Raw genomic sequence first — 19,702 nt, 5'->3', positions numbered from 1 at the left:
ATCAGGACAGGGCCACAGCGCCAGGCTCTCTTCTGGCGTCGTGCCCCTCTCGTGGTGTCAGGCGCGGCCGCGGGTGCTGGCGCGCACGACGATCTCGTGGGGGACGATCACGAGTTCGGCCGCGCCCTGCCGGTCGGCGATGCGGGCCGCGAGCAGTTCGAGGGTGCGGTCGACGAAGAGGCGCTTGTCGAAGGTGACGGTCGTCAGCGGCGGCACGGAGAACCTCCCGTCGACGATGTCGTCGAAACCGGCGACCGCGACGTCGTCGGGGACCCGCAGGCCCGCCGACGTCAGCGCGCTGACGGCGCCGATGGCGAGGGAGTCGGTGAAGCAGAAGATCGCGTCGGGCCGGTCGCCGCGCTCGACGGCCGCCCGGACGACCGAGAAGGCGTCGGCCGAGGTCCACTCCGGGCACGAGTACTGCAGCGCGTGGTCGAGGGGCAGGCCGGCCTCGGCCATGGCCTGCTCGAAGCCACGGGTGCGGGCGCGCGCCGTGGCCGTGTCGAACTCGCCGGCCGAGTCGCCGAGGGTGGCGATGCGGCGGTGTCCGGCGGCGATCAGGTGGGCCGTCATGTCGCGGGCCGCGGCGACGCTGTCGACCCGCACCTGGTCGACGAGGGTCTGCTCGACCTCGCCGATGACGACGACGGGCGGCAGCGAGTCGGTGGCCCCGGTGCCGGTGCCGGTGCCGGAGCCGTTGCCGGCGGACGACAGGGCGCTGGCGTCGAGCGTGATCGGGTTGAGGACGAGGCCGTCGACGAGGTGCTCCTTGCCGCGCGAGAGCAGCTCGCCCTCGCGCTCGGGCCGCGAACCGGTCTGCTCGAGCTGGATCGACCAGCCGCGCTCGTGCGCCTGCTCGACGAACCAGTGCGTCATCTCGGCGCTGTACGGGGTGCTCAGGTCGGGGAACGCCAGGGCGATCGACCCGGTGCGCCCGGTGCGCAGGCCACGCGCGCTGAGGTTCGGCACGTAGTCGAGTTCGGCCAGTGCGCTCTCGACCCGGGTGCGGGTGTCGGGCCGGACGAAGACGACGCCGTTGATCACGTTGGAGACGGTCTTCGGCGACACCCCGGCGAGTGCCGCCACGTCCTTCACCGTCGCGCGCATGCGTTCAGGCTAGTGGCGGCAGGCGCTCAGGCGGAGGCGAGCACCTTGACGATGCGTTGCAGCGAGACGCTCTCGCTCGGCCGCAGGTCTTGTGCGAACAGGCTGAGGCGGAACTCCTCGATCATCCACCGGGCGCGGACGAGTGCAGGAGGCGCGGTGTCGGCGGGCGGGAACGTCCCGCCCGCGGCCTCGTACCGCTCGGTCGCCTGCTGCACCTCGCTGAGCCAGACGCGGTCCCGCCCGGGGTTCTCGAGCAGTTTCGCCGTGCGCTTCGTGATGCCCACGAGGTACACCGGCACGCGCTGCAACTGCTGGAGCCCGGTCTGCGACACGAAGCCCGGACGGATCAGGCGATCCCGCTGCTGCCGCATGTCGGTCAGCGCCGCGAGCAGGGTCATCGAGGTCGCACCCTTCAGGGCCTTGTCGGCGTCGCGGGCGGCGGTCAGCGTGCGGGCGACGAGCGAGACGGTCTGGAACATCTGGTCCATCACGGCCCCCGAGACCCGGTCGCGGGTCGAGAGGAACTCCTTCTTCGTCATCACCATGCCGTCGGGCTTGACGCGGAACAGCACGTCGTCGACGACGGCCACGAGACAGTCCGCGAAGAGCGCCGACGTGTTCTGGTACGGGCTCGTCGCGAGGATGAGCTTCTCGGCGCTCGTCAGGTGTTGCTGCACGTAGGCCACGGGCGACGGGGTCGCCAGCATCAGCAGGCGCCGCACGCCCTTCGGCGTCGCCAGGGCCTGGTCGGCGGGCGTCGCCATCAACGTGATCGAGACCGAGTCGCCGTGGTCGACCAACGCCGGGTAGGCCCGGATCACGGTGTCGCCGTGGCGGGTGTCGACGACCGCGGGGAGCTCGTCGAAGTCCCACGACGTCAGGCCCTCGCGCTCGATCGAGCTCGTGGGGCGAGGCGTGACGGGCGTGGCGTCGCCCCCCGCGCCTCCTCGTCCGCGACCCCGGCCACGGCCGCGCTCGTCGCGCCCGCCGCCCTGCGTGACGCGCGCGACGCTGTCGCGCGTGGCGTCGCGCAGCCGGTGCTGGAGCGCGTCGAGATCTTTGTCGGCCCCGACCGTGCGGCCCCGCTCGTCGACCACGGCGTACGTGACCCGCAGGTGCGCGGGCACGCGGTGCAGGTCGAAGTCGTCGGTCGAGACGGGCGTGTAGGTGAGCTTCTTGATCGCCGCGGCCACGGTCGCCGTGAACGGCTCGTCGACGTCGGCCGGAGGTGCGTCGGGCAGCTCGTCCGTGATCTTAGACGCCCAGTCGGCGGCGGGCACCACGTTCTTGCGGATCTGCTTCGGCAGCGACTTGATGAGCGACGTGACGAGCTCGTCGCGCAACCCCGGCACCTGCCAGTCGAAGCCGACCGGACGGAGGCGCGGCAGCAGCGGCAGCGGAACGATCACGGTCACGCCGTCGTCGTCGGCCCCCGGCTCGAACTTGTAGCGCAGGGTCAACGTCTGATCGCCCTGCTGCCACGTGCTCGGGAAGCCCTGTTCGTCGACGTCGGGTTCGTCGTCCCCGAGCAGGTCGGCGGCGGTCATGGTGAGCAGGTCGGGCGTGTCGACCTTGGCCTTGCGCCACCAGCCCTCGAAGTCGCGCATGCTCGCGACGTCGGCCGGGATGCGCCGCTGGAAGAACTCGAACGCGGCGTCGCCGTCGACCAGGATGTCGCGGCGACGCGTCCTCTCTTCGACCTCGGTCAGCTCGCGGATGAGCTGCCGGTTCTTCTGCTCGAAGGCCTGGTGCCCCTCCCAGTCGCCCTCGACCAGCGCGTGCCGGATGAACAGCTCGCGGGCGTAGGCCGGGTCGATGCGCGAGAACTGGATGCGTCGTCGCTCGACGATCGGCACCCCGTAGAGCGTGACGCGCTCGTAGGCGACGACGGCGCCCTGCTTCTTCTCCCAGTGGGGTTCGCCGTAGCTGCGCTTGACCAGGTCGGGCGCCAGCGGTTCGGCCCACGCCGGGTCGATCGAGCCGGCGACGCGGGCGAACAGGCGACTGGTCTCGACGAGTTCGGCGGTCATCACGGCCGCCGGCGGCTTCTTCGCGAGGCTGCTGCCCGGGAAGATCAGGAACCTCGTCTGGCGCGCGCCGACGAAGTCCTTCTTCTGCGGGTCGAACAGGCCGATCTGGCTGAGCAGGCCGGCCAGCAGGCTGCGGTGGACGCCGTCGGGGTTCGCGCTGCGCTCGCCGATGTGCAGCCCGAGGGGCCTGGCCGCGCGGCTGAGCTGGCGGTAGACGTCCTGCCACTCGCGGATGCGCAGGTAGTTGAGGAACTCGTCGCGGCACAGACGCTTGAAGGCGTTGCCGCTGAGCTCCTTCTGCTTGTCCTCGAGGTACTCGAACAGGTTGAGCAGCGTGAGGAAGTCGCCCTTGGGGTCGCGGAAGCGCGAGTGCTTCTCGTCGGCCTGGGCACGCCGCTCGAGGGGCCGCTCGCGGGGGTCCTGGATGCTCAGGGCCGAGACGATGGCGAGCACCTCGCGCGTCGTGCCCTGCGTCTTGGACTCGACCACCATGCGGGCGAGGCGCGGATCGATCGGCAGTCGCGTGAGCTGCTTGCCGACCCGGGTGATCTGGCCGCCCTGGGTGACGGCGCCGAGCTCGCGCAGCAGGTCGAGTCCGTCCTTGATGCCGCGCGAGTCGGGCGGCTGGAGGAAGGGGAAGGCGGCGATGTCGCCGAGGTTCAGGGAGATCATCTGCAGGATGACCGCGGCGAGGTTGGTCCTCAGGATCTCGGGCTCGGTGAACTCGGGACGCTTCTCGAAGTCGGTCTCGCTGTAGAGGCGGATCGCGATGCCGCTGCTCGTGCGACCGGAGCGGCCCGACCGCTGGTTGGCGCTCGCCTGCGAGATGGCCTCGATCGGCAGGCGCTGCACCTTGGCCCGGGTCGAGTAGCGGCTGATGCGGGCCGTGCCGGCGTCGATCACGTACTTGATGCCGGGCACGGTGAGGCTGGTCTCGGCGACGTTGGTCGCGAGGACGATGCGGCGCCGGGTGCCCGCGGTCGTGCTGGGCTGGAAGACCCGGTGCTGGTCGGCGGCGCTCAACCGGCCGTACAGCGGCAGCACCTCGGTGAACGGCAGGTTGCGGCCGCGGATGCTCTCCTCGGCGTCACGGATCTCGTTCTCTCCGCTGAGGAAGACGAGGACGTCGCCGCTCGACTCGCGGGCGAGCTCGTCGAGGGCCTCGTTGATGCCCTGCAGGTAGTCCTTGTCGTCGGCGCGCTGCCTGCGGTCGCCGGCCCGCGCCTCCTGACGGTCGCCCTGGCGACCCGCGGGGCGGTCGTCGTCGTCGAGGTCGCCGTCGTCGTCGCTCGTGGTGTCGTCGGCCACGAGCGGTCGGTAGCGGACCTCGACCGGGTAGGTGCGACCCGAGACCTCGACGATGGGCGCGTCGCCGAAGTGCTTCGAGAACGACTCGGGATCGATCGTGGCGCTCGTGATGATGAGCTTGAGGTCGGGGCGGCGGGGCAACAGCTGCTTGAGGTACCCGAGCAGGAAGTCGATGGTCAGGCTGCGCTCGTGGGCCTCGTCGATGATGATCGTGTCGTAGCGCTCGAGCTCGCGGTCGAAGTGGATCTCGTTCAGCAGGATGCCGTCGGTCATCAGCTTGATCTGCGTGTCGGCACCGACCTTGTCGGTGAACCGCACCTGGTAGCCGACCACGCCGCCGACCTCGTCGCCGAGTTCTTCGGCGATGCGCTCGCTGATGGTGCGGGCCGCGATGCGGCGCGGCTGGGTGTGGCCGATCTTGGTCCGGCCGAGCTCGAGGCAGATCTTGGGCAGCTGGGTCGTCTTGCCCGAACCGGTGGCGCCCGCGACGATGACGACCTGGTTGTCACGGATCGCCGCGGCGATGTCGTCGCGCCTCTGGCTGACCGGCAGCTCGGCGGGATACGTGATGGTGGGGATCATGAGCCCTCCATCGTAAGCCGCCCGGGGCCGGACCGGGCGACGGGGGTTCGCCGTCGGGGTCCCTCCGCTCGTCGTGGTCGCCGGGGGATGTCCGGGAAACGAGTACCGCTCGGCTCCCACGGACCGATGTCGGTGGTGCGGACGATGATGGCCGCGTGTCCGCCCCGTCCTCGACGCTCCCGTCGCTGTCGTCCCGCCGCCCTCCGGCGCTCGGCGACTGGGGCCTCCACGCCGTCGACGAGACGATGATCGTCGGCGGGCTCGACCCCGATGCCGCGGTCTGGCAGGTGCGCGACCGGGCCGGCGACGAGTGGGCGGTGAAGGCCACCCGGCGCGACTGCCGGTTCGGGCTGGCCCTCGCCGCGGTGCTCGGCCCGGGGTCGGGCGTCGTCGCACCGCTGCCGACCCTCGCCGGCCACCACTGGGTCGAGCGCGGTGGGCTCCTCGTGTCGGTCTCACCGTGGGTCCTCGGCGACGACGCCGCCGAGGACGCGCGCGGCCTCGACCTCGCGCAGTGGGCCGAGCTGGGCGCCGTCGTCCGCCGGGTGCACGACCAACCGCCTCCGTCGTCCGTCGCGCCGCTGCGCCACGGCGTCAAGCGCACGGGCCGTCGGGCCCGCGTGCGCCTCCGCGACCTCGACGCCCGCTTCGTCGGCGCCGCTCGGGCCCCGGGGGTCGACCCCTGGCTGGCCGATCTCTGGCACGCCCACCGCGACCGTCTCCGGCTCCTCGAGACGACCGCGCTCCGACTGAAGGAGGCGCGGGGCGCGACCGCCCGGGTCTCCTGTCACGGCGATCCCCACCTCGGCAACGTCGTGGTCGATCCCGAGGGCCGCCCCTGGCTCATCGACCTCGACGAGGCCACCGTCGCCCCACGCGAGGTCGACCTCGTGCTCGTCGAGCTCGGCGTGCTGCCCGGGCTGCCCGTCGAGCCCGAGCACCGGGCGGCGTTCCGCACCGGCTACGGCGACGACGTGGTGCTCGACCACGACCGCATCACCCGGTTCGGCTGCGTCCGCGCACTCGAAGACGTCACGGCGGTCGTCCTGGCGCTCGAGGGAGCACACTCTGCGCAGCACGACGGCGACAGGGCCGGGGTACAAGCCGGTCTCGACGCCCTGCTCGGGCCACACGGCCTCGTGTCGTTGGTCGAGGCACGCCTGACCGCGTCGTGACGGTCGCCCGTCTCGTCGAGACGGGAACGCACCCTCCACAGCACCGATCCGCACCGCACCGCATCGAGCACCCCAGCACCGATCACGACCGCACCGACGCCAGGAGACCCACATGACGACCCGACGCACGACCCGACGCACCACCGCCGCCGCTGCGGCGTCCCTCGCCCTCGCCGCCGGCCTCTCCGGCTGCAGCGGTTTCACCGGCGGTTCCGACGACGCCGCCGACGGCACCCTCACCTTCACGACCTGGGCCAGCGAATCCGAGCAGGACTCGTTCGAGAAGCTCGTCGCCCAGTTCGAGAGCGAGCACGACGGCGCGACGGTCGACCTCAACGTCGTGCCCTACGACCAGATGTTCTCGAACATCGACGCGCAGCTCTCGACGGGCGACGCCCCCGACGTCTTCCGGGTCGACTACGGCAACCTCGGCGTGTACTCGAGCCAGGGTCAGTTGCTCGACCTCACGGGCCGGATCGACGACGAGGACTCCTTCCAGCCCGCCATGCTCGAGGCCGTCTCGTACGAGGGCGCCCCCTACGGCGTGCCGCACCAGACCGACGTCTCGGCGCTGCTCGTCAACACCGAGCTGCTCGCCGCAGCCGGCGTCACCGACCTGCCGACGAGCCAGGCGGACGCGTGGACGTGGGACGAGTTCGGCGAGGTCGCGACGAAGCTCCGCGCGAGCCTCCCCGCCGACCAGTACCCGTTCGGGGTGAACTGGCAGCAGGGTGGCACGCCGCGCTGGCTCAGCTGGTTGTTCCAGGCCGGTGGCGCCCTGCTCGCCGACGACGGGACGACGAGTGAGATCGACTCGCCCGAGGCGGCAGAGGCGCTCGGCTTCACCCAGTCCTTCTTCGAGCAGGGGTGGGTGGCGCCGAGCAGCAGCGTGAAGTCGACGACGTACGCCGACACCGAGTTCGGCGAACAGACGACGGCGATGGCGTTCGTGGGCTCGTTCCTGGTGCCCGAGCTGGCCTCGACCGACTTCGACTGGACGGCCGTGCCGATGCCGGTCGACGAGCGCGGGGCGACCGACCTCGGCGGCAACGCCCTCGTCGCGACGGCCGACACCGACCAGGGCGAGCTCGCGACCGAGTTCCTGAACTTCATGGCCTCGGCCGACGCGATGACGGAGTTCTGCGCCGCGACCAACGAGCTGCCGACCCGGACCGACATCGACGCCTCGTCCATCGACTTCGCCGTGCGACCCGACGTGATGCCGGTGTTCGTCGACCAGGCCACGACCATCCAGCCGAGCGACGTCAAGCAGTTGACCTCGCCGTACCTGGCCGAGATCACCGTCGCGATGCAGGACCAGCTCGAGGCGGCCTTCACCCAGGGGCAGTCGGTCGACGACACCCTGAGCGCCCTGGACGAGGCCGTCGGCCAGGCCACCGACTGATGACGGCGATGCCGGGTGCGCGCCGTCCGGGACGACGCGCCGCCCGCCTCCGGGAGAACCTGGTCGGCTGGGCCTTCATCGGGCCGAACCTCGTGCTGCTGTCGGTGTTCCTGCTCGTCCCCATCCTCTGGGCCGTGCAGCTGTCGTTCCAGGAGACCCGCGGCTTCGGCGACCCCGAGTGGGTCGGCGGCGCCAACTACGCCCGCATGGTCGCCGACCCCGTCTTCTGGCAGACGCTCGGCAACACGGTGCTCTTCACCGTGGTCACCGTGCCGGTCGAGATGGCGGTGGGACTCGGGCTCGCGGTCCTGCTCGACGGGGTGCTCCCCGGTCGACGGACCTGGCGGACGATGCTCGTGTTGCCGATGGTCGTCTCGGGCGTCGCCAGCGCGATGATCGCCGTGATCCTGTTCACCGAGGCGAACGGTCTCGTCAACAAGGTGCTGCGCGCCCTCGGGCTCGGGGCCGTGCCGTGGCAGTCGGACGGCGCGTTCGCGATGGTCTCGGTCATCGTCACGATGATCTGGCTGCGCGTCGGCCTCAACATGATCATCTACCTGGCGGGCCTCCAGTCCGTCTCACCCGAGCTCTACGAGGCGGCCGAGCTCGACGGCGCCGGTGCCTGGCAGCGGTTCCGCTCGATCACCGTGCCGCTCGTCGGGCCGTCGACGTTCTTCCTGCTCGTGCTCAACGTGATCGCGTCGTTCCAGGTCTTCGACCTCGTCTTCGTGCTCACCGGCGGCGGCCCCGGCTACTCCACGTCGGTGCTGGGCACCTACGCCTACCGCAACGGCTTCCAGATCCGCGAACAGGGCTACGGCGCCGCGCTCGGCGTCGTGATCCTCGTCGTCACGCTGGCGTTCACCGTCGTGCAGTGGCGCACCAACCGCACCCGCGACCTCACCGAATGACGAGGAAGAGAACGTGACCACACCCCAGTCCGTCGCCGACGTCCCCGCGGCCGGCGCGCCGCGGAGCACCGTCCGCGGCGCCGATCGCGTCGCCGGCGTCCGTGCCCCGCGCAGGCGACCACGTCGCCGTGGTGGCTTCGTCGTCCTCCGTACCGTCGTCGCCGTCGTGGCGTCCGTCGTCGTCGCGTTCCCGTTGCTGTGGATGCTCGTCGTGGCGTTCTCGCCACGGGGTGAGGTCTTCGGACGCGGCCTCCGCCTCCTGCCCAGCGCCGTCACCCTCGAGAACTTCACCCGGGTGCTCGAGCGGTACCCCGTGGGCGCGTGGTTCGGCAACTCGATCGTCATCGGGGTCTTCGTCACCGTGCTGACGGTCGTCGTGAGCCTGCTCGCCGGGTACGCCTTCGCACAGCTCCGCTTCGTCGGGCGCACGGCGGTGTTCCTCGTGTTCCTCGCGACCCTGATGATCCCGGTGCAGGCGATCATGGTCGCTCAGTTCCGGCTGGTGAACGGGCTCGAGATCTACGGCACCTACTGGGCGGTGATCCTCCCGTCGGCCGCCACCGCGTTCGGGGTGTTCCTCGCGCGCCAGTTCATGCTCGGCATCCCGCAGGAGCTGATCGAGGCCGCCCGCCTCGACGGTGCCGGCCCGATCAGGGTCTTCACCCTCATCGTCCTGCCGCTGAGCGGTCCGTTGGTCGCGGTGCTCGTGTTGCTCACCCTGCTCGGCAGCTGGAACGACTTCGCCTGGCCGTTGATCGCCCTCAAGGACCCGGACCTCTACACGCTGCCCGTCGGGCTGCTCTACCTGAAGGGCCAGACCAACCCGGACTACAACGGCATCATGGCGCTCGCCGTCATCTCGGTGCTGCCCATGGTCGCGTTGTTCCTCGCGTTCCAGAGGTTCTTCGTGCAGGGCTTCGTCCGGAGCGGGGTGCGGTAGCAGGGCCCGCCGGCTCGGACCCGGGCCCGACCCGGGCCCGACCAGGGCCCGACGAGGGCCGGCTTCCCCGCACGGCGTCGTAGGATCGCGTCGAACTGCACGTCAACGGAGACGGAGAAGTCACGATGTCATCAGCACCCAGCCCCCGAGGCCACGCCACCGCATCGGTCGCGGCCATCCTCGCCGAGTCGGCCGGCCGGTACCCCGACGACGTCGCCGTCATCGTCGGGCCCACCTCGACCACCTACGCCGAACTCTGGCAGCAGACCCTGGCCTACGCCGGGGCCCTCCGCGCCCGGGGCGTCGGCCCCGGGGACCGGGTCGCCATGCTCGTCCCGAACGTCGCGGACTTCCCTCGCGTCTACTACGCGACGCTCGCGCTCGGCGCGGTGGCCGTGCCCGTCCACGCCCTCCTCAAGCGACACGAGATCGAGTACGTGCTGCGCGACAGCGGCTCCCGCCTGCTCGTCTGCGCCGCACCGCTGCTCGGTGAAGGAGGCGCGGGAGCGCAGCTCGCGGGGGTCGACGTCCTGACCGTGCTCGCGCCTCCTGCCGGCCAGGAGGACGACGGGCCCGACCGCCTCGAGGACCTCGCCGCGGCCAGCGCACCCCTCGACACCTACGTGCCCCGCGACCCGTTCGACACCGCCACGATCCTCTACACGAGCGGCACCACGGGCCAGCCCAAGGGGGCCGAGGGGTCTCACCTCGCCCTGATCGAGCAGGTCAACACCAACCTGATGACGACGTTCGACATGCATCGCGGCGACGTGCTGCTCGGGGCCCTGCCGCTCTTCCACACCTTCGGACAGACCTGCACGATGAACACCGGGTTCCGGGTCGGCGCGACGATCGTCATGCTGCCGAAGTTCGACGGCGACGCCGCGCTCGCCGCGATGGTCGAGCACGGCTGCGAGGTGTTCATGGGCGTGCCCACGATGTACATGGCCCTCATCGCCGCGGCCACCCGCAGCGAGGCGCGCCCACCGCTGCGCTACGCCGTCTCGGGTGGGGCGTCGCTGCCGCTCGCCGTGCTCGAGAAGTTCCAGCAGGTGTACGACGCCCCGATCCACGAGGGCTACGGGCTGACCGAGACCTCGCCCGTCGCCACCTTCAACCACGTCGGGGTGCCACCGCGGCCCGGCACCATCGGCACGCCGATCTGGGGCGTCGACGTCGAGATCGCCGACCAGCACGTCGAGGACTCGATCGTGCTGCTGCCGCACGGCGAGATCGGTGAACTCGTCATCCGGGGGCACAACCTCATGAACGGCTACCTCGACCGGCCCGAGGACACCGCGAAGGCGATCGTCGACGGCTGGTTCCGCACGGGCGACCTCGGCACGAAGGACGACGACGGCTACCTGACGATCGTCGACCGCACGAAGGACATGATCATCCGCAACGGCTACAACGTGTACCCGCGGCAGGTCGAAGAGGTCCTCGCGCAGCACCCCGACGTCACGATGGCGGCCGTCTTCGGCGTGGCGCACGAACTCCACGGGCAAGAGATCGAGGCGGCCGTCGTCCTCCGTGACGGGGCCACGGCGACCCCCGACGAGTTGGTCGCCTTCGTCGCCGACGAGATCGCGGCCTACAAGTACCCCCGCGTGGTCCACGTCCTCGACGCCTTGCCGCTCGGCCCCAGCGGCAAGGTGCTCAAGCGCGAACTCGTGGACCGGTTCTCGGCCGCCGTCACCGGGGTCGGCGAGGGAGCCGCGGCGCCCCGCTGACCGGGTCACGAGGGCACCCCCCGGACGGGGATCACCAGGACGGGGGCTGCCCGGACGGGGGCTGCCGGGCGGACGATCGGGCTTCTAGCCTCACAGCAGAACCTCAGCCCGATCTGACAGGACCCCCGTGAACCCTTCCATGTCCCGAGTCCTCGGCGTCACCGCCGCCGTGGGCGGCCTCGTCGCCCTGAGCCTGGCAGGCGTCACCGCGGCGACCGCCGAACCCGCCACCGGTTCCTTCACCGGGTCCGACGCCTCCGCGGCGGCGGCCCCCGCCCTCGACCGCTACCAGGGCGCCGACCGTTTCGCGACGGCCGCCGACATCGCCGGCCGGGCCTACCCCGACGGTGCCGGCACGGTCATCATCGCGAACGGCCTGCAGTTCCCCGACGCGCTGAGCGCCGCTCCGGCCGCCGCGCTGATCGAGGCGCCGCTCCTGCTGACGGCTCCGAACGCCCTCCCGTCGTCGGTGGCCGACCGCCTCGTCGCCCTCAAGCCGCGGAACGTCGTCGTCATCGGTGGCGTCAACGCCGTGTCGCCCGCCGTCGCCACCCAGATCGGCAAGATCACCGGGGCGACGGTCGATCGCGTCCAGGGCGCCGACCGTTACGCGACCTCGCGGGCCGTCGTCGACGCGTTCTTCGCCGAGACCGGCGTCTACCGCGCCTTCGTCACGACGGGCCTGAACTTCCCCGACGCCATCAGCGCCAGCGCCGCGGCCGGCGCCGGCAGCACCGACTCGACCGGTGCGCCGGACGCCGTGGTGCTCGTTCCGGGTTCTGCGGAACATCTCGACCAGGCCACGTCGACCCTGCTCGACGACCTCAACGTCCAGACGGTGGCGGTCGTCGGCGGATCGCTGGCGGTCTCCGACGGGATCTTCGCGGATCTCGACGCGCAGTTCCCGGGCGACGTCGCGCTGCTGGCTGGCGAGGACCGCTACGAGACCTCGGCCTTCGTCTCGTTCTTCGCCTTCAGCGACGCGAAGGGCGACACCCCCCGTACCGACGACTCGGGCACCGCGTACCTCGCCTCCGGTCAGAACTTCCCGGACGCCCTCGCCATCGCCGCGGTCGCCGGCGCCGAGAAGTCGCCCGTGCTCCTCACCCCGCCCGGCTGCACGAACTACTACGCCGAGGACCTCATCGCGGGCCTCGAGTCCGAGAAGGTCGTCACGATCGGTGGCACGGCGGCCGTCTCCGAGAACGCGGCCGCGTTGAACTACTGCCCGGGCCCGCCGCGCACCTGACCCGCGCCGTCGGTACCCTCGCACGATGATCGCCATCGTGCTCGCCGCGCTCCTCTGGGGCACGACGGGCACGGTGGCGTCTTCTCTTCCCGGCGACGTCGGCCCGCTCGCCACGGGCGCCGCGACGATGTGCGTCGGCGGTCTGCTGCTGGCGCTCACGGCCCCCCGGCTCACGCGAGCGGTCCTCCGGGGTGGCCCGGCGGCGTGGCGCTGGCTCGTGCCGGGGGCCCTGGGCGTCGTGGTCTACCCGCTGGCGTTCTACTCGTCCATGTCGCTCGCCGGCGTCGCCGTGGGCAACGTGGTCTCGCTCGGGACGGCGCCCGTCTTCGCGGCGCTGCTCGAACGCCTGCTCGACCCGCCCGGCCGGCGGCGTCCCCTCGAGCCCCGCTGGGTGGCGAGTGCGGCACTGGCCGTCGTGGGCGTCGGAGTGCTCGCGGCGACCGGGCAGCACGGTCAGGCGGGCACGGCGGCGTCCCCCGGGTCGGCCCCGCTCGGCATCGCCCTGGGCGTCTTCGCGGGTCTCGCCTATGCGACGTACACCTACACCGCGGCTCGGCTCATGGCCGAGAGCCACCCGTCGCGCGGGGCCGTGTCGGCCCAGTTCGGCCTCGGTGCGGTGCTCCTGCTGCCGGTGTTGCTGGCGACCGGGGCTCCGTTGCTGCAGTCGGGCGCCTCCGTGGGGGCGACGGCCTACCTCGCGATCGGGCCGATGTTCGTCGCCTACCTCCTCTTCGGCCACGGCCTGCGCACGGTGTCGAGTTCTCGGGCGACGACCGTGACGTTGCTCGAACCGTTCGTCGCGACCCTGCTGGCGGTGCTCGTGGTGGGCGAGCGGCTCGAGCCGCCGGGCTGGATCGGCCTCGCCCTCGTGCTGGCGGGTGTCGTCTCGATCGTGCTGACGAGACCCGTCCGCCCCTCCCGTCCCGAGGCGCTCGCCACCTAGAGTGGAGCCTCGACGATCGTGTCGCGGCCCCGTCCCGACACGACCGGCCCGCTCCGGCGGGCCCGCCTCATCACGAAGGAGTGACATGAGCGACACCATCACCGCACCCGCCCCGGCCGCCTCCGACGGTCCCGAGATCCACAAGGGCCTGGCCGGCGTCACGGTCGACCGGACGGCGGTCTCGAAGGTCGACGCGGCCAGCAACTCGCTGCTCTACCGCGGCTACCCGGTGCAGCAGCTCGCCGCCGAGCGGGACGTCGAGGACGTCGCCTGGCTGCTGCTGCACGGCGACCTGCCGACCGTCGACGAGCGACGCGACTTCGACGCCGAGCTGCGCTCGCACCGCACGCTGGCCCCCGGGCTGCAGCACCTCATCGACCTGATCCCCACCTCGGCGCACCCCATGGACGTCGTCCGCACCGCGGTGAGCGCCATCGGCGCCGCCCGGCCCGAACCCACGACGGGTGCGGGCGCCTACGACGTCGCCGACACGCGTCGACTCGCCACGCACCTCTTCGCCGTGCTGCCCGCCGTGATCGCCTACGACCAGCGGCGCCGCCACGACCTGCCGCCGGTTCCGCCGCGGGACGACCTCGGCTACAGCGCCGACTTCCTGCACCAGGTGTTCGACCGCGAGCCCGACCCGCTCGACGTGGACGCGTTCGACACCTCGATGACGCTCTACGCCGAGCACTCGTTCAACGCCTCCACCTTCACGGCCCGGGTCGTCGCCTCGACGCTGTCCGACCTGCACTCGTCGATCGTCGGCGCGATCGGGGCGCTCAAGGGCCCGCTGCACGGCGGCGCCAACGAGGCCGCGCTCGAGCTGCTCGACCGGGTCGGACCCGCCGACGGGGCCGTGGCCTGGCTCGACGAGGCGTTCGCGCGCAAGGAGAAGATCATGGGATTCGGGCACCGGGTCTACAAGAACGGCGACAGCCGGGTTCCCACCATGGAGGACGCCCTCGGCCGTCTGGTCGACCGGGCCCGCGAGCGGGGCGACGACCGGGTCGACGGGCTCAAGGAGACCTACGACGTCGTCGCCGCGACGGTGTTCGAGCGCAAGGGCCTGAAGCCCAACGTCGACTACCCGTCCGGGCTGGCGTACCACCTGATGGGGTTCGAGACGCCGGTCTTCACGCCGCTGTTCGTCGCGTCGCGCGTCCTCGGCTGGAGCGCCCACGTCATCGAGCAGCGCGAGGCCAACTCCCTCATCCGCCCCTTGAGCGAGTACGACGGCGCACCCCTGAGGGACGTCCCCGCGCGCTGACGCCTACCGTGGCCCGCATGCCGAACCAGCTGCGAGACGCCGTCAGCCCCTACCTCAGGTCGCACGCCGACAACCCCGTCGAGTGGCGTGCCTGGGGGACGGGGCCGTTCGTCGAGGCCGTCGAGCGGGACGTGCCCGTGATGGTGTCGATCGGCTACTCGACCTGCCACTGGTGCCACGTGATGGCGCGCGAGAGCTTCTCCGACCCCGAGGTCGCCGCCCAGCTCTCGGCGGGCTTCGTCTCGGTCAAGGTCGACCGCGAGGAGCACCCCGACGTCGACTCCAGCTACCTGGCCGCCGCCTCGGCCTTCACCGAGGGGCTCGGCTGGCCGCTGACCGTCTTCGTCACGCCCGAGGGTCGGCCGTTCTACGCCGGCACGTACTTCCCCCCGGTGCCCGTGCAGGGTCGGCCGTCGTTCCGACAGGTGCTCGACGCGGTCACCGACGCCTGGACCACCAGGCGGTCCGAGGTCGACGCGACCGCGTCGGCGGTGCAGGAGGCGCTGGCTGCGGGGCCCGCGTCGGTCACCGGCACCGCGCCTCCTGGTCCCGGTGCCGGGGTCGCCCTGCCGGGACGGCCCGAGCTCGCCCACGCCGTCGCCCGGCTCGTCGCCCACGAGGACCGCGAGCACGGCGGCTTCGGCGGGGCACCGAAGTTCCCGACGGCGCCGGCCCAGCTGGCGCTGCTCGCCCTCGGCGCGGGAGGGGACGACGGCGCGCTCGAACTCGTGTCGCGGACGCTCGCCCGCATGGCCGCGTCGCCGATGCGCGACCCGGTCGAGGGCGGGTTCTTCCGGTACGCGGTCCGACGCGACTGGTCAGAACCCCACTACGAGCGCATGCTCTACGACAACGCCCAGCTGCTGCTGGCCTACTCGCGGCTCTCGGTGCTCGACCCGGCCCCGGCCCCGGGCCCCGCGCCGACGTCGGCAACTCAGGAGATCGGCTCGGATCCGGCCCGGGTCGCCGCCGGGGTCGCCGATTTCCTGAGTTCCCGACTGCGCACGGCCGACGGGGCCTTCGGCTCGGCGCAGGACAGCGAGAGCACGATCGACGGCGTCCGTGACGAGGGCGGCTACTACCGGAGGGACGCTGCGGGCCGCGCGGCCCTCGACCCGCCGCCCGTCGACGACAAGGTGCTCACCGGCTGGAACGGCCTCGCGATCGCGGCGCTCGCCGAGGCGGGGTCACGGCACGGTCGCCCCGACTGGGTGGACACTGCCCGCGGCGCGGCCGACCTGCTGCTCTCGCGTCACGTGACCGACGACGGTCGTCTCCTGCGCGCCTCCGTCGGGTCGACCGTGTCGGACGCCGTGGCGACCCTCGAGGACCACGGCCTGTTCGCGTCCGGCCTGCTGGCCCTCTCGCTCGCGACGGGCGAGGCCCGGTACGCCGTCGCCGCGCGGTCGTTCGTCGACGCCTGCCTGCTCGACGACGCCGACCCGCGGGTCGTGGCGGCCCCGTCGGGTGGCGACCCCGTGCTGGTCTCGCAGGGCGTGGCCCTGTCGAGCGACCCGAGCGAGGGTGCCTACCCGTCGGGACGCAGTGCGGTCGCGGCGGCCGCGCTCACCCTCCACCAGCTCACCGGGGAGGCGCGCTACCGGTCGGTGGCCGGACGGCTGGTCGCCGAGGTGGCCGGTTTGGCCCTCGACAACCCCCTCGCGTACGGCGCGGCCTTCGGGCTGCTCGTCGAGCTCGAGGCCCCGCTGACGCAGCTGGTCGTAATCGAGCCGTCCCCGGTGGACCGCGCCGACGACGGCCTCGCCCGCCGGGCACGCCGCGTCGTCCGCCCGGGCAGCGTCGTCGCCGTGCTGGACGAGGAGGCGCTGGTCGCCTTCGAGCACGTGGGCTTCGAGTTGTTCGCGGGTCGCTCGGCCCCCGGGCGCGTCCCCACCGCGTACCTCTGCCGCGACTTCGTCTGCCGACTGCCGGTCACGACCGTGGACGACCTCGACGGACTGCTGCTCGAGGGGTGACGACACGACCGCGTCGATCTCCCAGGCTCCGGCGACGCACCGGGTAGGGGCACCCGCCCGGCGAAGCGCCGGGTAGGGGTGCCAGGCGGGGGCGCCCGGCGGGTGAACCGTGCGGGGCGCCGGGCGGGGGCGTCAGGCGGCGGCGCGCACGAGCGGTGCGGTCGGGTCGGCGACCCACTCGGCGAGCGAACCGTCGTACACCGCGACGTCCGAGCGGCCGAGGACGGCGAAGGCGAGGGCGTCGACGCTGGCCGACACCCCCGAGGCGCAGTAGACGACCGTGCGCGGTTCGTCGGGCACGACGGCGAGGCGGTCGCGGAGGACCGGGTCGCGGGCGAGCGTGCCGTCGTCGGCGAGGAGCGTCTCGGCCGGCACGTTGACGCTGCCGGGGATGTGCCCGGCGCGGGTGAGCGGGCTCGACATGCCGTCGAACTCGTCGCGGGGCGAACCGGAGACGAGCGCCGCCCTCTCGTCGCCCGCCACCACGGACTCGACGAAGGCCTTGTCGACCCAGTGGTCGGGACGTTCGGTCGCGACGAACGGGGCGGGCGTCGGCAGGACGTCGCCGAGGTCGTACGGCTTGCCCTGCGCGAGCCACTGCGACCACCCGCCGTCGAGCACCGCCACGGCGTCGTGCCCGTAGGCGCGGAACAGCCACCACAGGCGGGACGCCCAGCGGCCGTCGACCGTGTCGTACACGACGACCGTGCTGTCGTTCGAGACGCCCAGCGCGGCCGCCGCGGCCTGGAAACGGTCGACCCCGGGCCGGGTGAAGGGCAGGTCGGAGCCGGGGTCGCTGAAGTCGACGAGCAGGTCGGCGAGGACCGCCCCGGGGACGTGACCGTCTCGCTCGAACCCGTCGCGGCCCGTGGTGAGGGCCGCCGGGCCATCGCCGCGACCCGGATCGACGCCGCGACCCGGATCGATGTCGAGGTCGAGGTCGACGAGCACCGTCGCGTCGACGATCGTCAGGTCGTCGGCGCCGAGGTGGTCGGCCAACCACTGTGTCGAGACGACGGGTGAGGTGAGGACGGGTGCCATGCGGGCCACGGTAACGCCGACCGGTGACATCGGACCCTGAGTCCGCAATGAAGCGTCACAACGTGTGCGCCGCGACGAACGGGGAAACCGCGACCCGCCCCGACGGTCGTGTCAGCGACCGGCCTTCTTCGCGGTGATGACGCCGGTGTCGAAGCCCATCAGGTTGAGCCCGCCGTTGAACCGGGCGTGCTCGACCTTCATGCAGCGGTCCATGACGACGGTGAGGCCCTGTTCTTCGCCGTACCGGGCGGCCTCCTCGTCGTAGATGCCGAGCTGTACCCAGATCGTCTTCGCGCCGATCGCGAGCACGTCGTCGACGACCGAGCGGATGTCGGAGGCCTTGCGGAACACGTCGACGACGTCGGGCACCTCGGGCAGCGAGGCCAGATCGGGGTAGGCCTTCTGGCCCAGGATGGTGTCGGCGCGGGGGTTGACGAAGTAGACGCGCAGGTCGGTCGACTGCTGCAGGTAGGTCCCCACGAACGAGCTCGACCGGCTCGGGTTGGGCGAGGCACCGACGACGGCGACGCTCTTCGCCGAGCGCAGGATGGCCTGGCGCTCACGGGCCGTGGGTCCGACCCACGTCCGCTGCGACTTGAGCAGCTTGGCGAGGGGCGACGACGCGGGCAACTCGCAGGTCAGCCCGTTGGTCAGCTGCGTGGTGACGGTGTCGGTCACGTCGGGTCACTCGCCTTTCGTCGCCGCGGCCAGCGCCTGGTCGAGGTCGTGGATGATGTCGTCGGGGTCTTCGATGCCGACGCTGATGCGCACCGAGCCGGGCAGCACCCCCGCGTCGACGAGCTGCTGTTCGCTGAGCTGGGCGTGGGTGGTCGAGCCCGGGTGGATGACGAGCGTCTTCGCGTCGCCGATGTTGGCGAGGTGGCTGGCGAGCTCGACCGACTCGATGAAGGTCTTGCCGGCCGGACGGCCGCCCTTCAGCTCGAACGTGAAGACCGAGCCGGGACCCTTCGGCAGGTACTTCGCCGCGCGCTCGTGGTGCGGGTGCCCGGACAGGCCGGCCCAGCGAACGCGCTCGATGCGCGGGTCGGCGTCGAGCCACTCGGCGACCTGGCGGGCGTTGTCGACGTGGGCCTGCATGCGGAACGGCAGGGTCTCGACCCCCTGGGCGAGCAGGAAGGCCGAGTGGGGAGCGAGGGCCGGGCCGATGTCGCGCAGCTGCTCGGCGCGCAACCGGGTGAGGAAGGCGTACTCGCCGAAGTTGCCGGACCAGTTGAGGCCGCCGTAGCTCGGCACGGGCTGGTCGAAGAGCGGGAACCGCTCGCTGTCCCAGTCGAAGCGGCCGGACTCGACGACGACGCCGCCGAGCGTGGTGCCGTGCCCGCCGAGGAACTTCGTGGCCGAGTGCACGACGACGTCGGCACCCCACTCGATCGGCCGGTTGAGGTAGGGCGTGGCGATGGTCGAGTCGACGATCAGGGGCAGGCCGTGCGAGTGGGCCACGTCGGCCAGCCCCTCGAGGTCGGCGACCTCGCCGGACGGGTTCGCGACCGTCTCGACGAAGACCAGCTTCGTCTCGGGACGGATGGCGGCGGCGTAGTCCGCCGGGTCGGAGGACTGCACGAAGGTCGTCTCGACGCCGAAGCGACGCAGGGTGACGTCGAGCTGCGTGATCGACCCGCCGTAGAGGTTCGCGCTCGCGACGATGTGGTCGCCCGCGCCGGTCAGCGAGGCGAACGTGACGAACTGGGCGCTGAGGCCGCTCGCCGTCGCGACGGCGCCGAGGCCGCCCTCGAGGCTGGCGACGCGCTCCTCGAAGGAGGCGGTGGTCGGGTTGGCGAGGCGGCTGTAGATGTTGCCGTACTTCTGCAGGGCGAACCGCGCCGCGGCGTCGTCGGTGTCGTCGAACACGAAGGCGCTGGTCTGGTAGATGGGCAGCGCCCGTGCCCCCGTCGCCGCGTCGGGGATGTTGCCCGCGTGGATCGCCCGCGTGCGGAAGCCGTACTCACGATCTGCCATGCCCCCACGCTAGCCGCTGGTCGTCACGCGGGGACCCGGGACGTCACACGGCGGA

General features: G+C 72.0%; 14 protein-coding genes. 9 read left to right on the top strand and 5 right to left on the bottom strand.

From position 1 onward, the window contains the following. Positions 1 to 57: 57 nt before the first annotated feature. Positions 58 to 1,107 carry a LacI family DNA-binding transcriptional regulator gene (locus tag EDF21_RS12940; protein ID WP_123571632.1) on the bottom strand — a complete coding sequence of 350 codons (1,050 nt, stop codon included), beginning with the start codon at positions 1,105 to 1,107 and terminating at the stop codon, positions 58 to 60. 26 nt (positions 1,108 to 1,133) lie between these two features. Beyond that, complete coding sequence (gene hrpA, locus EDF21_RS12935; RefSeq protein WP_123571631.1) at positions 1,134 to 5,027, bottom strand: ATP-dependent RNA helicase HrpA; 3,894 nt, start codon at positions 5,025 to 5,027, stop codon at positions 1,134 to 1,136. Between the two features lie 155 nt (positions 5,028 to 5,182). On the opposite strand from hrpA, the gene EDF21_RS12930 reads away from it, so the two are divergent. From EDF21_RS12930 to EDF21_RS12890, 9 genes are all read left to right on the top strand, one after another. Beyond that, positions 5,183 to 6,202: a phosphotransferase enzyme family protein gene (locus tag EDF21_RS12930; protein WP_123571630.1), complete on the top strand. Its 1,020-nt coding sequence runs from the start codon at positions 5,183 to 5,185 to the stop codon at positions 6,200 to 6,202. Between the two features lie 112 nt (positions 6,203 to 6,314). Continuing rightward, positions 6,315 to 7,607 (top strand): sugar ABC transporter substrate-binding protein, encoded by a 1,293-nt coding sequence (locus EDF21_RS12925; protein WP_123571629.1) that lies wholly within the window; start codon positions 6,315 to 6,317, stop codon positions 7,605 to 7,607. Further along, positions 7,607 to 8,518, top strand: coding sequence for a carbohydrate ABC transporter permease (locus EDF21_RS12920; protein WP_233568496.1), 912 nt, complete (start codon positions 7,607 to 7,609; stop codon positions 8,516 to 8,518). Before EDF21_RS12925 ends, EDF21_RS12920 begins: the two co-directional genes overlap by 1 nt. A gap of 13 nt (positions 8,519 to 8,531) precedes the next feature. After that, positions 8,532 to 9,458, top strand: a complete 927-nt coding sequence (locus EDF21_RS12915) for a carbohydrate ABC transporter permease (protein WP_233568495.1) — start codon at positions 8,532 to 8,534, stop codon at positions 9,456 to 9,458. Between the two features lie 125 nt (positions 9,459 to 9,583). Further along, positions 9,584 to 11,191, top strand: a complete 1,608-nt coding sequence (locus EDF21_RS12910) for a long-chain fatty acid--CoA ligase (RefSeq protein WP_123571628.1) — start codon at positions 9,584 to 9,586, stop codon at positions 11,189 to 11,191. A gap of 139 nt (positions 11,192 to 11,330) precedes the next feature. Next, complete coding sequence (locus EDF21_RS12905) at positions 11,331 to 12,440, top strand: cell wall-binding repeat-containing protein (RefSeq protein ID WP_123571627.1); 1,110 nt, start codon at positions 11,331 to 11,333, stop codon at positions 12,438 to 12,440. A 25-nt stretch (positions 12,441 to 12,465) separates the two neighbouring features. Beyond that, entirely contained in the window at positions 12,466 to 13,383 is a 918-nt protein-coding gene (locus EDF21_RS12900; protein ID WP_123571626.1) for a DMT family transporter, read from the top strand. Positions 13,384 to 13,468: 85 nt separating this feature from the next. Continuing rightward, a complete protein-coding gene (locus tag EDF21_RS12895) occupies positions 13,469 to 14,653 on the top strand; it encodes a bifunctional 2-methylcitrate synthase/citrate synthase (RefSeq protein ID WP_056048917.1) in 1,185 nt (394 codons plus the stop codon). 17 nt (positions 14,654 to 14,670) lie between these two features. Then, positions 14,671 to 16,629, top strand: coding sequence for a thioredoxin domain-containing protein (locus tag EDF21_RS12890; RefSeq protein ID WP_123571743.1), 1,959 nt, complete (start codon positions 14,671 to 14,673; stop codon positions 16,627 to 16,629). A gap of 132 nt (positions 16,630 to 16,761) precedes the next feature. On the opposite strand, the gene EDF21_RS12885 is transcribed toward EDF21_RS12890, so the two are convergent. From EDF21_RS12885 to EDF21_RS12875, 3 genes are all read right to left on the bottom strand, one after another. Further along, positions 16,762 to 17,670 (bottom strand): sulfurtransferase, encoded by a 909-nt coding sequence (locus EDF21_RS12885; RefSeq protein ID WP_158612922.1) that lies wholly within the window; start codon positions 17,668 to 17,670, stop codon positions 16,762 to 16,764. A 111-nt stretch (positions 17,671 to 17,781) separates the two neighbouring features. Then, entirely contained in the window at positions 17,782 to 18,348 is a 567-nt protein-coding gene (locus tag EDF21_RS12880; RefSeq protein ID WP_056048910.1) for a CoA-binding protein, read from the bottom strand. Positions 18,349 to 18,354: 6 nt separating this feature from the next. Beyond that, entirely contained in the window at positions 18,355 to 19,647 is a 1,293-nt protein-coding gene (locus tag EDF21_RS12875) for an O-acetylhomoserine aminocarboxypropyltransferase/cysteine synthase family protein (protein ID WP_123571624.1), read from the bottom strand. Positions 19,648 to 19,702: the final 55 nt, after the last annotated feature.

This window comes from Frigoribacterium sp. PhB118 (assembly GCF_003751725.1).
Lineage (GTDB): Bacteria > Actinomycetota > Actinomycetes > Actinomycetales > Microbacteriaceae > Frigoribacterium.
The sequence above is the reverse complement of the archived record's forward strand: the minus strand, read 5'-3'. Positions and strand labels throughout refer to the sequence as shown.